The organism is Bacillus sp. FSL W8-1143 (assembly GCF_037965155.1).
GTDB classification, from domain to species: domain Bacteria; phylum Bacillota; class Bacilli; order Bacillales; family Bacillaceae; genus Bacillus; species Bacillus pumilus.
In genome coordinates, this window is record NZ_CP150182.1 from 702,205 (window position 1) to 718,503 (window position 16,299).

Sequence of the window (16,299 nt, forward strand, 5' to 3'; positions counted from 1 at the left end):
AAGGAGATGATCCCATGGCTTTACAGCCGCAGAAGCTGGATAAACAGAACATTGAAAATATGTTAGGTGTCACTACGATCCAAGAAGGACTGCTGTTTCATCATTTAATGGAACCGAACGGAACAGCTTATTTTGAACAACTGCTGATCGAAATAGACGGACCAATAGATCGAGACATTTTTGAACAATCATGGACGAATGTCACCAAACAGCATGAAATGCTTAGAACATTGTTCAGATGGCAGGAACTGGCAAAGCCAGTACAAATTGTGCTGAAGGAGCATCAGCCAGACATTCGATATCGTGATTTCACGCAAGCGAAGGAGCCTCTTCATGTGCTGAAAGAAGAGGTGACGGCACAGAACCGAGAAGAACGCTTTGATCTGCAGGAAGTCCCATTCCGCCTGACGTTATGTGAAGTGAATGATGAAGTCAGCTGGGTTCTCATTAGCTTCCATCACATTTTATTGGACGGATGGAGCCTTGGGATTGTATTAAGCGATTGGATGAGTGCATATGAGCGCTTATCGAATGGGGACAAACCTCTTCTGGAACAAAGACCGTCCTACCAATCCTTTGTCAAATGGCAGCAGAAAAACCTTCAACAGACAGAAGCACAAGCCGCCTATTGGAAAAATGTTTTCAACGGATGGAGTTATGCAGAACTGCTTCCGAAGTCAAGCGGCGCATATGAACCTTCAGAAGTGTTTCATCAATATGAACATCAAGTGGATACTTCCATTGCGGAGAGCTTGAGCAAATTCACAAATCAATATGACGTGACGCTGGCATCTGTGATGTATACGCTGTGGGGAGTTTTACTATCTAAGTATGCGAACCAAGATGATATTGTCTTTGGGACAACAGTATCAGGGAGAAATGCGGATGTCCCTCATATTGAAAAGATGACTGGGCTGTTCATTAACACTTTACCGCTGCGAGTCTCATTCGAACAGGAGCGGCCAATTCTTGAACAGATGCAGGAAGTGAGCCGTGAGATCGCTGTAAGAAATGAATATGAACATACCCCACTATCTGACTTAAAAAAATATGCAGGAATGACTGCAGAGCAATCATTATTCGATTCAATCGTCGTCATTGAAAACTATCCACTAGATCAAATGCTCACGAAAAACGATCAGCCAATTCGTATTCGTGGATTTGAGATGACTGAGCAGACAGAATTCGATCTCACGCTTAGTGTTCAGGCGTTTGATGATCAGCTGCACTTTTCATTGGTGTATAACCCTGTCAGCTTTTCAGCTGAGCAAATCGAAAAGTGGTGTCAGCATTTTCTTCATCTCCTGTCTGATGCCTGTGCACATCCGCACAAATCTGCTGCTCAACTACAGCTGCTATCAGAAGAAGAGAAAGAAAAGCAGTTAGCGGTCTTTCAGCAATACGGCGGAGCAACACCTAGCCATGAGCCAACGGTGATTGATCTATTTGAAGCACAAGTGGAGCGGACGCCAGCGGCAGTCGCAGTTGAGTTTGGCGATACGACGGTTACATATGAACAACTCAATAAGAGAGTGAACCAGCTCGCACATTATTTACAAAACAAAGGGGTCAAACAGGAGCAGCGTGTCGGCATTTTAGCAGAGCATTCCATTGAAATGGTGATAGCATGCTTATCGATCTTAAAAGCTGGCGGTGCTTACGTGCCGATTGATCCTGAATATCCGCAGGAACGAATAGAATATCTATTAGAAGACAGCGGAGTAGAATGGCTCTTAACTCATCCAATGAAAGGGCTCACCTATGCCTATCATGGAGAAAAAATTGATATCACGCAGCCGGATCTATACACCGGACCATCAGACAACTTGGCACAAGCCATCACCTCAGACCAAACAGCCTACTGCATTTATACATCAGGAACGACCGGAAGACCAAAAGGAGTACTCATTCATCATCTTGGCTTAGCCAACTATATTGATTGGGCGAAGCAAGTATATGTTCGAGGAGAAACAAGGCATTTTGCTTTGTATACCTCACTGTCCTTTGACTTGACGGTTACTTCTATTTTCACGCCGCTCATTTCAGGAAATACCATCATGATTTATCACCATGAAAACCGGCAGCTACTTGTCGAAGACATCATAAAAGACAACCGTGTACATGTGATGAAACTGACACCATCTCATTTACAGTTTATTAAGCATTTGTCTTTCCCAGACAGCCAAATGAAATGTTTCATTTTAGGCGGAGAGCAGCTGGAAACATCTTTAGCGAAATCCATTCAGCAGTCCTTTCCGCAGCCAATTGAAATTGTGAATGAATATGGACCAACTGAAACGGTCGTTGGCTGCATGATTCATCGATATGATCAGGATCTTGATCAAGACGTGTATGTACCGATTGGAAAGCCAGCACAGCATACAGATATTCTTCTGTTTGACAGACATATGAATCTCATGCCGGAAGGAGCCGTCGGTGAATTATATATTGGCGGAAAAGGTGTCGCAAAAGGCTATTTGAATCGCCCAGAACTAACCGAAGAAAGATTTGTCGATCACCCTTTCCAGCCAGGAGAAAAAATTTATAAAACAGGTGATGCAGCGCGCATTCTCCCTAATGGGCTCATACAATTTTTAGGTCGAAATGATGATCAAGTGAAGCTGAGAGGCTACCGGATTGAAACTGGTGAAATTGAATTTTGGTTGAATGAACAGCCAGGAATAAAAGCAGCAGCTGTTGTTGTAAAGCCAGATGCTTCTGGTACACCATGTTTGGCCGCATATGTTGTCACGACAGCCATACTTGATCAAGCGGCAATAAAACAAGCGTTGGCTGATCAACTGCCGGATTATATGATCCCAACTCACTTTGTTCAATTAGAAGATATGCCGCTGACTGCCAATGGCAAACTAGATAAACGAGCTTTACCTGCTTTAAAACAGGCGCAGCAAACGAAAAAACAGGCGGGCTCTGACTATCTTTCTGATACGGAGAAAGTCATTCAAGACATTTGGAAAAAGGTGCTCGGCTTAGATGAGGTAAGTGTTCATGACAAATTCTTTGACATTGGCGGGCATTCACTCAATTTGATCCACGTCAATCAACAGCTCGCTAAGCAATTGAATCAAAGCATTCCAATGGTCGAAATGTTCCGCCGCCCAACGATTAGAGAGCTTGCCGCATATTTAAGCGGCGATTCAGAGCAGACAGCGGCAGGCGCGCAGCCTGTAAAACAAAAGATAAGAAAAGCCAATGAGCCGATTGCCATTATTGGAATGGCTGGTAAATTCCCAGGTGCGAAAAATGTTGAGGCATTTTGGCGAAATTTGAAGAATGGAGAAGAATCAATTTCCTTCTTTTCCGATGAAGAACTGCTTGAAGCTGGTATTGACCGCCAAACCTTCGAGCGATCCGATTATGTGAGGGCAAAGGGTGTCATTGATGGACCTGATTTATTTGATGCATCCTTCTTCGGCTATTCGCCAGGTCAGGCAGAAATGATGGATCCTCAAATACGTCTCCTGCATGAATACGCCTATAAGGCGCTGGAAGATGCGGGGTATGTACAAGAAGATTATACGGGGAAGGTCGGGTTGTTTACTGGGTCCACTTCGAACTTCCAATGGATTCAGCGTTTTGCCGCTTCCCTTGATAGCAGCATGTCAGAGCTGTTTGAAGTGGGTTCACTCAATGATACGTATACCGTCAGTACAAGAATTGCCCATAAATTGAATTTGAAAGGACCGGCGCTTACGCTGCAAACCGCTTGTTCAACTTCCTTGGTCGCCTTGCATTTGGCCTGTCAATCCATTGCAAATGGTGATTCAGATGTAGCTCTTGCGGGAGGTGTGTCGATCCTGCACCCAGTGAAATCAGGCTACGTTTATCAGCAGAATATGGTGAAATCAAGCGATGGCCACTGCCGCGCCTTTGATGATCAAGCAGATGGAACTGTTGGCGGAGATGGTGTTGGTCTTGTTGCTTTAAAAGCACTTAGTGAAGCCATAGAAGATGGTGACCATATTTATGCGGTTATTAAGGGCTCTGCCATCAACAATGATGGTGATCAAAAGGTTGGTTTCAATGCTCCGAGCGTCGAAGGACAGACACGTGTCATTCAGGATGCCCTGCATCAAGCAGATGTTTCACCAGATACGATTGAATATGTGGAAACACATGGAACTGGCACATCACTTGGTGATCCGATTGAAATAGAGGCGCTCACAAAGGCTTTCGACACAGAGAAAAAACAATTTTGCCGCATTGGGTCTGTGAAAACAAATATTGGACATTTAGATGCAGCGGCAGGAGCAGCTGGCTTGATCAAAGCTGTGCTTTCGCTTCAGCATCACACATTTGTACCTAGTCTTCACTTCAAAAAAGCCAATGAAAACATTGCATTTGAGCACAGTCCTTTCTTTGTAAACACTGAGTTGACCGACTGGAAGCAGCCAGCTTCCCATTTGCGGCGGGCGGGGGTGAGCTCATTTGGAATGGGTGGAACGAATGCACATGTCATCTTAGAAGAAGCACCACAAAGAGATCGTCAGCAAATGCCTCGTTCTGCTGAGCTGCTTGTTCTTTCAGCCAAGAGCAAAACGAGCTTGGAACGAATGAAAGACAAACTCGCAAGCCAAATAGAAAACACACCTTCTATCAATTTGGCAGACGCAGCTTATACGCTGCAAACAGGAAGACAATCCTTTGGTTTTCGTCAGGCATTTGTTGCGGCAAACAGAGAAGATGCTCTAAGAGTATTAACAGAAAAGCAAGGCAAAGGCATTGGAAAGCTCATGCATTCGCATGTGGAAAAGCAAAAGATTATTTTTATGTTTTCTGGACAAGGCAATCAATATCTCAATATGGGATTAGATTTGTACCGGGAAGAGCCTTACTTTAAGAAGCAAATGGATGCTTGTTTTCAAGCATATGAAGAAGCAACGGGACGAAGTCTTGCCCGTATTCTGTACCCATTAGCAGCTGAAACAGAAAAGGCACGTGAACAATTGGCAAGTACTCAATATGCACAGCCAGCCATTTTTGCCATTGAATATGCCTTATCCATGCTTTTCATTGAATGGGGCGTTCGTCCTGATGCAATGATCGGCTATAGCTTTGGCGAATTAACGGCAGCCGCCATATCAGGGCTATTCAGCTTAAAGGACGCAATGTCCATGGTCGCCTATCGTGCGAATGCGATGCAGTCGTCACCAGCTGGCGTCATGATGAGTGTTCCATTACCTGAGGCAGAGCTAAAACCGATGCTTCCAAACGATATTTCTCTCGCGGTTGTCAATGATTCATCATGTATCGTGTCAGGTCTAGAAGAGGCGATAGGTGAATTTGAACAAGAGCTAAAAAGCAACAGATTGATGTGTATGCGATTAGGTGGAACCATTGCCGCCCACTCACATGTCATGAAGGAGGCAGCGGAGCAATTCGGAGAAAAATTAACGCATATTAACGCCAAGTCGCTTCGTATTCCATTCATTTCGAATCTGTCAGGAGATTGGATGACAGATACGAGTGCGAAGGATATGTCTTATTGGAAAAGGCATATGACCGATACAGTTCGCTTTGCTGAAGGCATCACAAATATTTTACAAGAGGACAATATTCAACTAATTGAGATTGGTCCAGGACAAGATTTAAGCGTGATGGTCAACCGGTCGCTGAACGGCCTGAACCAGCATGTATGTCATGTGTTAAGACATGCAAAACAAGATGTGACGGATACTGAATTTTTACTTGGTCAAATGGGACGTCTATGGACAAACGGATTATCCATTGATTGGGACAGGTTCCATCTAGACCGTCAGCCGCGGAAAATGCCGCTGCCAACGTATGCATTTGATCAAACCTCCTATTGGTATGATGCAGCAGATCGTGTGAAGCAAGAAAAACCAAAGCAGTCTGGACGAAAGCAGCAAATGGATGAATGGTTCTATACCCCTCATTGGGAAGCGGATCTTTTACCTTGCGTGCCATCAGAAGATACGTCTGGCGGAGCCTTGCTTTTGTTTGCAGATCCATCTGCTTTTGGAGAGAAGATTGCGGCTGAGCTCCTGACGAAACGGAACGAGTCCGTAGTGGTTCGTAAAGGAAATGAATTTACGAAGCATGACAAAAAAAGCTATACCATTCGGTCACATGAGCCATCTGATTATGAAAGGCTCATATCAAATCTGGCAGATGATGAAATCAACGTGTCGAAAGTTTGTCATCTATGGGGGCTTTCAGAACGACAGCTATCTGACACGGAAGAAGAATGGGTGAAGCAAACGCAGCAAGATGCTTATTACTCCTTGCTTTATATCGGCCAGGCACTGAAAAAATATGTGTTGGACCAAAAGGTATCGATTACAGTTCTTTCCTCATTGACGTATGCCGTTGGCGGTGAGCCTGTACTTTATCCTGAAAAAGCGATCCATCTAGGACCTGCGATGGTGATTTCACAGGAAACACCGAACTTACGCTACCGCATTCTTGATATTGATCGCCCAGTGGAAAATGGGGTTCAAGAAAAGAGATTGCTAAAGCAAATAAGCGATGAGCTAGATCGAGCGTATGGACAGCTTCTCACGGTCTATCGACGAAATAAGCGATATGTGAAAAAGTATGCGAATAGTTCAGTTCCTGAAACAAGACAGGCTCATTTGGCTAAAAAAGATGGTGTATACATTTTAATTGGCGGACTTGGGTTTATTGGATTGAATATCGCCCAGACTTTGGCCGAGCAAACGAAGGGAACATTGATCTTAACGAGCAGATCTGGACTCCCTGATAGAAGCAAGTGGCAAGAATGGCTGTCTAAGCATGATGAACAGGATCCAACAAAGAAAAAAATCCAAAGGGTAATGGCGCTGGAAGAGACAGGTGCAGATGTTCTCATTCAGAAAGTAGACGTTCGTCACAAGGAAGATATCCAGCAATTGATCAACACGGTGGATGCATCATATGGGCAGATCGATGGCGTGATCTATGCAGCTGGAGTGACAGGCGACCAATCTTTCCAGGTGATGGAGCAAACAGATGTCACTTTTTCGGAGCCGCATTTTGAAGCGAAGATGAATGGTGTACTTCATCTTGATGCTGCCTTAAGTGATCGATCCCTTGATTTCTGTTTTGTCCTGTCATCTTTGTCACCGATCTTGGGCGGACTCGGTTTTACAGCCTATACAGCTGTGAATCATTTCATCGATGCGTACGTGTATGAACGCAATCTACGTTCAGAAACACAGTGGTCTGTCATTAGCTTTGACGGCTGGGAATTTGAGCAAGGGAAGCAGCTTGATCTTCCAATCGGAGATGATGTCACCGAAACGTTAATTACAGAAAAAGAAGGAAGAATGATCTTTGAACGATTGCTTTCGCTGGATCAAGTGGAACAAATGGTTATTTCAACAACATCTTTACATGATCGTATTCACCGATATGTAGACCGTTTATCCCTTGAGGAAGAGAGCGGCGGAGAGCATGAACAAGATGGCAACCTGTATTCTCGACCAGCGCTTTCCACGAATTATGCGGCACCAGAAACGGAGCTGGAGAAGGCATTAAGTCAACATTGGCAAGCATTCTTTAAGATTGATGAAATTGGCATAGATGATCATTTCTTTGAAATGGGTGGAGATTCTCTAAAGGCGATTACCTTCATTGGCATCATTCATCGTGCATTTAGTGTAGAGCTGACGCTGCCACAATTTTTCCAAATCCCTACGATACGATTAATGGCAGCATATATCGATCAAGCAGATACTGCTGCTTATCATGCGATTGAAAAAGCCGAAGTGAAGGAGCATTATCCTCTGTCGTCTGCGCAAAAACGGTTGTATCTCATGCAGCAAATGGATGTAAACAGCACAGGATACAACGAGTTTAAAGCGGGACGAATCAAAGGGAAACTCGATATTAGCAGGTTGGAATGGGCATTTCAGCAGCTCATTAAGAGACACGAAAGTTTGCGGACAGCGTTTGTACTAGAGAATGGCGTCCCTTATCAAAAGATTGAAGAAGAGGTACCATTTGCAGTCACATTATTTGACCTCACTAACGGATCGAAACAAGGATCTGAGGAAGATCAAAAACAAGTGATTGAACAATTTTTGACTGCCTTTACGTTAAGTGAGGCTCCATTGATGAGAGTCGGTGTGATGAAGCTGGCAGATGAGGAATTCGTACTCATGCTGGACATGCACCACATTATCTCAGACGGTCTTTCTCAAGATATTTTGGTCAATGACTTTATGCAGTTATATGACGGCAGGACGCTCGAGCCTCTTGCTCTGCAATATAAAGATTTTTCAGAATGGCAAAATGACCTGCTTGCATCAGAAGCACTGAAAGAATCGAGTGATTACTGGAAAAACCGGTTAGAAAGTGCCCCGCTACTTGATCTGCCAACAGATTTCGATCGGCCAGAAGTGAGACAATTTCGCGGCGGACATTATACGTTCCGTATAGAAGAAGCGGAGCTGAACGCGTTTAAGCAGGTGATTTTACAGGAAGACGCCACACTGTTTATGGGCTTGTTAAGTGTATATCAGATTTTACTTCATAAATTAAGTGGACAATCAGATATCACGGTCGGAGTTCCGGTAGCAGGGAGAAAACAAGAGGAGCTGCAGCAAGTGATCGGTATTTTTGTCAATATGCTGCCACTTCGTTTGTATCCTAAAGCAGAGCTGACGTACCAGCAATTCCTGCAGGATGTGAAAGCACATGTCATCGATGATTTCGGACATCAAGACTATCAATATGAACAAATGGTTCAAGACCTCCAGTTAAGCCGGAGTGTCAGCCGGAATCTATTGTTTGATGCTGTGTTCGCCTTGCAAAATATGAATCAGCCAGAACTGAAGGTAGGCGGTTTAACCTTTAGTGATTATCCGTATGAGACAGGAACGTCACGCTTTGATTTACTCTGGATTGCGTATGAGCAGGAAGACGGTCTTTCTTCAACGATTGAATATAATACTGAGCTTTTCACAGAGGAAACCATCGAGCGGATTGCGGGCTTGCTGAAAGACATCATGAGGGCTGTTTCAGTAGATGCTGTAAGAATAGAGGAGATCGAACTGACCTCTTCATTCAAGCAATTAGATGACGTATCTCTTTTCGAATTAGATGACTTGAAAATATAAGTAAAGAGGTGAATGGAAGAGTGATTGAACATGATGATTTTCAACTGAAAGCAGCGGCGAAGGAAAGGGCGTTAGAAAGAGCCTACTGGACATCGATCTTATCAGGTGTCCAGCTTGATGGCCGCATTCCTCATACTGTTTCACATGCCAAGCCTGCTGCAATGAACCGATCGCTTCATTCGTCCTTCCCTGTGGCTATGAATCATTCGTTAAAGCAATTATGTGGAGATTCTGATTTGCGCCTGTTTATCGTGCTAACCACAGCAGCTTTTGGCTTGCTTCAACGTTATAGCGGAAAAACTGAGTTGATGGTGACTGTTCCTACAATGGAACAGTCTGCTAATCAATCCGCCATCAATCATATGCTGCCGCTGAAGGCAGAGATTGAGCCTCATATGAGCTTTAGCGCAGGGCTAGAGGCAGTGAAACAATCGTTTCAGGAGGCAGTGCGTCATCAAAACTATCCTGTTTATATTTTAATAGATGAGCTTTGGCATTCAGCAGGAGAAGACAAGAAGCGTGTCAATCTGGCATGTGCATTTGAGACATTGCATGGGCAAGTTGACAGAGAGCAGCTGCATGCGGATGTGCTTATTGTTTGGAAGAAAGAACAAGATCACCTTCATGCTGAAGTTCACTGGGATGCTTCCATTTATGATGACCACATGATGGAGCAGTTCTCCAATCATTTCATGGGATTCACAGAGCAATGTCTCGAAACGTCTGAGCAAACGATGAGCACACACTCATTTTTATCTGATATAGAGAAAAATCAGCTGTTTGATTCGTTTCAAGGGGAGTCGCTCGCTTATCCAGTGGATCGTGATATTGTGTCGTTATTTCAACAACAAGTCCAATTGCATCCAGCGCGAACGGCTGTTGTGTTTGGCACCACCTCCTATACATATGAAGAGGTTGATCATTTATCAGATCGCATTGCGCTTAGACTATCTCAAAGCCAGATAACACGTGAGGCTCCTGTTGGACTCAGAATGTATCGATCTGCTGAACTTGTCATTGCCATTCTTGGCATCTTAAAGGCTGGCTATGCTTATTTACCGATTGATGTTCATCTGCCGATTGAAAGAATTCGGTATATGCTCAAAAACAGCGGCGCTACAGCTATTGTCTCGGATGCAGAAGGACACGAAGGATTGGATGTCGAGGTCCATGTGATTCAAGACATGCTTCAAGAACCATCAATAAAAGAGAATATGACTTGGTCTATCTCGCCTTCGGATATGGCGTATGTCCTGTATACATCAGGTACGACAGGGCATCCGAAAGGTGTCGTTATCGAACATCGTCATGTCATTAATTTGGTATATGGAATGAAAACGCGCTTTTTTGATCTGCTCCCTAATCCTTTGCAAGTAGGGATGCTGGCTTCTCACATTTTTGATGCGTCTGTTCAAACATTGTTTCCGGCATTGCTCTTCGGGCATACGCTGCATATTGCCAAAGATGAAGTCCGTATGGATGGGCATGCGTTATGGTCGTTTTACCAAGAACATCACATCCAGCTGTCTGATGTGACCCCCTCTCATTTAAAGCTGATGAACAAGGCAGCAGCGCAATCAAAACAAGACTTGCCAGCGTTGAAGATGATGCTGGTGGGCGGAGAGGTGTTCACAAAAGAGCTGATGGATCAATTTTTACAGCATATATCAGGTGAAAAACCAATCATGATAAATGCGTATGGGCCGACTGAATGTACGGTTCAGTCATCATCCTTTTTGATTCCCCAAGACTGGGATGAGCAAGTCATTCCTATTGGGCAGCCGATGCCGAATGAGCATATTTTCATATGTGACGCGCAAGGAGAGCCAGTTCCGATTGGCGTCTTTGGAGAGTTATATATAGCAGGCGATGGTGTAGGTCGTGGGTACATCAATCACCCTGATCTGAGCAAGGAGAAATTTATCAAAAAACCAGAGCTGAGCAGCGGGATGTTATACGGTACGGGAGATCTTGCAAGATGGCGGTTTGATGGTTTATTAGAATTTGCCAAGAGAAACGACGGTCAAGTGAAAATTAGGGGATATCGAATTGAGCTAGAGGAAATCCGTAGAGCGATTCTTGATGACCCGCATATGCAAGGACTGATTCAAGATGTCATTGTCATTCCTAAGGAAACGCAGGATCAGGACCAATACATTTGCGCATACATGATGGCAAAACAAGTGATAGATCAGCGTGCGCTTCGTCAGTCTTTAAGTGAAAGATTACCAGGTTATATGGTGCCGAGACATGTCATCCAAATAGAGCAATTTCCTTTGAATCTATCAGGGAAATTGGATATCCAAGCACTACCGAATCCAGAAGATCAGCTGTCAAACAATCAAGAGCCTGTGACCATTCAAGCACATAATGAAACAGAGCAGAAGCTTGTTCGCATTTTCGCCTCTATTTTACAAGTCCCTGCTTCGCAGATTCGTATAGATGAACCGTTTTTTGACTTAGGCGGGAACTCTTTTAATATCGTTGAGTTGTCCAATAAAGTGAAAGAGGAATTTCAGCAGGAGCTGACAGTGATGGAGCTGTTCCAATATACAACTGTTTCGCAAATAGCTACGCAATTAAAAAACAAAGCATCAGGGCAAGAGAAACAGATCGATGATGATGGAGAAAATGAAGCGGATGACTTAGAAAGTGCCGCTCAACTGTTAGGCGGGATGATAGATGAGTAAGTTCACAGGATTAGAGGTTGCAGTGGTTGGGATGGCCTGCCGTTTTCCCGGAGCAAAGAATATTCATCACTTTTGGGACAACCTTGCAAATGGAAGAGAGTCCATTACGTTCTTTTCGAAGGAAGAGCTGCTTGAGGCAGGGGTTGAGAAAGAAGCATTGGATCATGAGCAATATGTACGTGCCAAAGGAGCAGTTGATCAGCATGATCATTTTGATGCAGATTTCTTTGGTTATTCACAGCGTGAAGCAGAAGTAATGGACCCGCAAATCCGCATGTTTCATGAGGTGGCGTGGGAATCACTTGAAGATGCAGGCTATAACCCTGAAACCTATCAGGAACCGATTGGTTTATTTGGAGCCGCTTCTGCTAATTTATATTGGCAAGCTGCATCCATGCTGATGAGAACGAATCACTCATCCGAACAATTTGCGGCTGTTCAGTTAACAGATAAAGATTTCATGAACACAAAGGTATCTTATAAATTGAATTTGAAGGGGCCGAGCGTAGCTGTTGATACAGCTTGTTCTTCCTCTTTGACTGCCATTCATATGGCGGCGCGTGCCCTGATTACTGGAGAATGTAAAATGGCACTCGCCGGCGGCGTCACCATTACGACCCCTCACAAAAAAGGATACATGTATCAAGAAGGCATGATCATGTCGCCAGATGGGCACTGCCGGGCTTTTGATGAACAGGCAGAAGGCACTGTTGGCGGTGAGGGCTGCGGTGTTGTTGTGCTCAAATCATTAAAGCAGGCACTAAAAGATAAGGACCATATCTATGGCGTGATTAAAGGGTCAGCCTATAACAATGACGGCGGGCGGAAGGTTGGCTACACAGCACCAAGCATAGAAGGACAAAGCGAAGTGATTAAAAAGGCACTCAACATCAGTCGTGTAGAAGCTGAGAGTATTTCTTATATTGAAGCACACGGCACCGGTACAACTCTTGGAGATCCGGTTGAAATTGAGTCACTAAAGAAAGCCTTTCAAACGGATAAAAAACAGTTTTGTGCGATTGGGTCTGTGAAAACCAATATTGGTCATCTTGACTCAGCCGCAGGGGTTGCAGGTTTTATCAAGACAACGCTTAGTCTGTACCATCAGATGCTGCCGCCTAGCCTTCATTATAAAAAACCGAATCCGAAAATTGATTTTGAATCAAGTCCATTTTATGTCAATACAACACCCGTACCATGGATGAAAACAGGGCAGCCGCTGCGTGCTGGAGTTAGTTCGTTTGGAGTCGGTGGAACGAATGTACACCTGATCATGGAAGAGGCACCCGCCGCCGACAAACCGTCATTAGAAAGAGATCATGAACTAATGGTGATTTCTGCAAGATCGAAGCAGGCGGTTCAAAAATCGGCTGAACAAATGACATCTTATTTAAAAGAACAAAAGCGTGTCACACTATCCGAGGCTGCCTTTACCCTGCAAGAGGGACGAAAGCATTTTCCTTATCGACAAGCTTTTCTTGCAGGGCCTGACCGCACATTCCAGTCAGCTGGACAGCCGCAAAAGGCCTTTCAACAGCCGGCAGTTGTCTGGATGTTTTCTGGACAAGGTGCTCAGTATGTGAATATGGGCAAGGATTTATATGAGAAAGATCCTGAATTTAAACAAACGCTTCAGAAATGTTTTGCCATCATTTTATCTTTATCAGGTGTTGAGATCGAGAACGTGTTATATCCAACAACCGAAGAAGAGTTCATAAAAGCAGAACAACTCATACAGCAAACATCATATACACAAATCATCTTGTTTAGTTTTGAGTATGCGCTCGCATCGAAGCTGATGGGACTAGGCATACGTCCGCATTATTTCATTGGTCATAGTATTGGAGAAATAACAGCTGCCTGCGTGGCCGGTATCATACACCTTGAAGATGCAATCCGGATCGTTTTAAAAAGAGGCAGTTTGATGCAAAAAATGCCTCGGGGTGAAATGGCCGGAGTGTCACTCTCTGCCGAAGAGATTGAACATGATCTTCCTGAGGGTGTCGAGCTTTCTGCGGTGAATAGCTCACAATTATCTGTTGTTTCCGGTCCTCCAGAACGGTTACAGATCTATCTCGAACAAGCTGAAAAAAGAGGAGCTTCTGTCCAAACATTGAAAACCTCTCACGCCTTTCATACGAGTATGATGGCTGAAGCGTCCGTACAGTTTAAGAACGCTCTCTCAGAGATCACCTATCAGCAGGGCGAGGTTCCGATCCTTTCGAATGTGACAGGAAGCTGGTTAACAAATGAGCAAGCCTCATCGCCTGATTACTGGGCATCTCATATTAGGCAGCCTGTTTTATTTAGTCAAGGATTAGAGACGTTACTTGGACTTGGTGAAGTGGTTTTCATTGAAGTGGGACCAGGTCATATGTTGACTCAATTTGTGAGACGACATGATGACTATGATGTGAACAAAGCAGCGGCTGTTTCATTGGTGAGACATCCAAAAGAACAAGCTGCTGATGATGAATATATGAAAAAGGCTATAGGGAAGCTGTGGAGTTTTGGAGTGGAGCCGAACTGGAGCGCTGTCAGAAAAGAAAAGACCCCATATCGAGTGTCACTGCCAACATATCCATTTGAGCATCAAATATTCCCCTCTCCGCAGTTTAAAGCGGATCAGCTGATGAGCAATTTAGCACCATCAGAAATGGGGGAGACACTCTCCGCTGATTTTCAAGACTGGTTTTACATTCCGGTATGGGAGCGCTCTGCACCTGTACTAAAAGAGCAGAATCATCAAGGGAAGCGTATCTTGGTTTTTGAGAAAAATGGTCATATTGCCGCTTATTTGAAAGAGCGGCATGCAGAGGTTGTCAGCGTCTGTCAAAGTGATCATACGATCAAAGAAAATGACCAGGTGATGAAGGCTGACGTTCATATGCTGTCACACTTAGAGTGGGTGATGGCTGAACTGCAGCAATCTGGATTTATACCGGAAGAGATCATCTGGATGCATGATGAACTAACAGAAGATACAGGTGATCAGCCGAACTACTTATCTGTACTTGATCTCGTCAGGCTGATCAGTCAGCATCATAACACAACCATCCGTCTTCACCTTGTGACAAACCAAGCGCATGATGTTATCGGGATGGAGAAGGTCAATCCTCTTCAAGCAACATGCACTGGACTAGCTCTGACCATTCCTCAAGAATATCAGCATATTGCGTGTCAGCACATTGATTTATGTCAGGAAACAAAGGCGGACTGGCCGCTATTTCTTTCATATGAGGTGGCAATGCACGATCAAGAGGCAGTCGTGGCGTATCGGGGGAACAGTAGGTGGGTTCGAAAAGCTTCAAGTACACCTTTAAGCAAAGAGGAATCGTCCACACAGCCTATCAGGACTCATGGTGTTTACCTCCTGACCGGCGGTATGGGAGGCATTGGTTTCACACTAGCTCAACATTTAGCAGAAACGTATCAAGCAAAACTTGTGTTCCTCAGCCGATCACAAATACGTGAACGCTCTGCATGGCATGAACTGCGTGATGCGGATGGGAAAGAAGCTGAAACCGTGAAAAAGCTGATGACTCTTGAAGAGTTAGGAGCTGATGTACTAACTGTACACGGTGATGTGTCAGATAAAGACGCCGTGCAGAAAGCGATCCAGCTGGCTCATACATCATTTGGTGATTTACATGGTGTCATCCATGCGGCAGGAGAGGCAGATGGGAAGATCATCCAAGCAAGAACAGCAGACGATGAAATTCGCATGTGTCTGCCAAAAATCAACGGGACCTATGTGCTGGATGAAACACTCAAGGATGAAACGCTCGACTTCTTTTTACTTTGTTCATCCCTAGTGTCCTTTCTTGGAGCGGCTGGACAAGTGGCTTATGCCGCTTCCAATGCTTTTATGGACAGCTTTGCTCATGAGAAGAGGCAGGAAGGAAAGCCAGTGATTTCTTTAAACTGGGATCGATGGGAAAAAGTCGGTATGGCACACAACTCAGCATTAGCGGCCAAAGTCAATGACATGATGACGCTCGAGGAGCAGGCGGGAATTTCACCAGATGAAGGAATCAAGGCCTTTCAGGAAGTACTGCGTTTAGATTATCCGCAAATTCTTGTTTCTGTTCGAGACATGGGTGAGAGAATGAAACACCGATTAACACCTATGCAGCAGGAAGAAGAGCCGACTCAACAAATATCGCAGGTCATAGATGATCGTCTAGAAGCATCATTGAGTGATGTACTCAGCTCCTTTTTTCCTCATGAACCGGATGTAAATGAGAACTTCTTTGAAATGGGTGCGACATCCCTTGATTTACTGCAGATGAGCGGTCATATTAAATCAATTTATGGTATAGAGGTTCCAGTGGTCATGATGTATAGTCATCCAACGATTGCGTCATTGGCTGCAGAACTGAAGAAGATACATGGAGTGAAGGAAGAAAAGCAAGCTGTCACTGAGTCATCTAATCTCCGCAAACAGGCGATGGCAGATGGAAAGAACCGCCGTAAACAGAGATTAAAACGAAAATAGATGGGAG

At 44.4% G+C, this 16,299-nt stretch carries 3 protein-coding genes; all 3 read left to right on the top strand.

What is annotated here, in order from left to right; genetic code table 11:
• Nucleotides 1-14 precede the first annotated feature (14 nt).
• Genes NSQ36_RS03490 through NSQ36_RS03500 form a run of 3 tightly spaced genes read left to right on the top strand, consistent with a single transcriptional unit; the run spans nt 15 to nt 16,292 of the window.
• The gene (locus NSQ36_RS03490) at nt 15-9,104 is read left to right on the top strand and encodes an amino acid adenylation domain-containing protein (RefSeq protein WP_339206783.1); all 9,090 of its coding nucleotides are present in this window, start codon (nt 15-17) and stop codon (nt 9,102-9,104) included.
• Nucleotides 9,105-9,124: 20 nt separating this feature from the next.
• Nucleotides 9,125-11,794 carry a non-ribosomal peptide synthetase gene (locus NSQ36_RS03495; RefSeq protein WP_339206784.1) on the top strand — a complete coding sequence of 890 codons (2,670 nt, stop codon included), beginning with the start codon at nt 9,125-9,127 and terminating at the stop codon, nt 11,792-11,794.
• Nucleotides 11,787-16,292 (top strand): type I polyketide synthase, encoded by a 4,506-nt coding sequence (locus NSQ36_RS03500; RefSeq protein WP_339206785.1) that lies wholly within the window; start codon nt 11,787-11,789, stop codon nt 16,290-16,292. Before NSQ36_RS03495 ends, NSQ36_RS03500 begins: the two co-directional genes overlap by 8 nt.
• Nucleotides 16,293-16,299: the final 7 nt, after the last annotated feature.

Bases quoted from the DNA above. Each gene is read 5' to 3' on its own strand.
- NSQ36_RS03500 (WP_339206785.1), top strand. From the start codon at position 11,787: ATGAGTAAGTTCACAGGATTAGAGGTTGCAGTGGTTGGGATGGCCTGC.
- NSQ36_RS03490 (WP_339206783.1), top strand. From the start codon at position 15: ATGGCTTTACAGCCGCAGAAGCTGGATAAACAGAACATTGAAAATATG.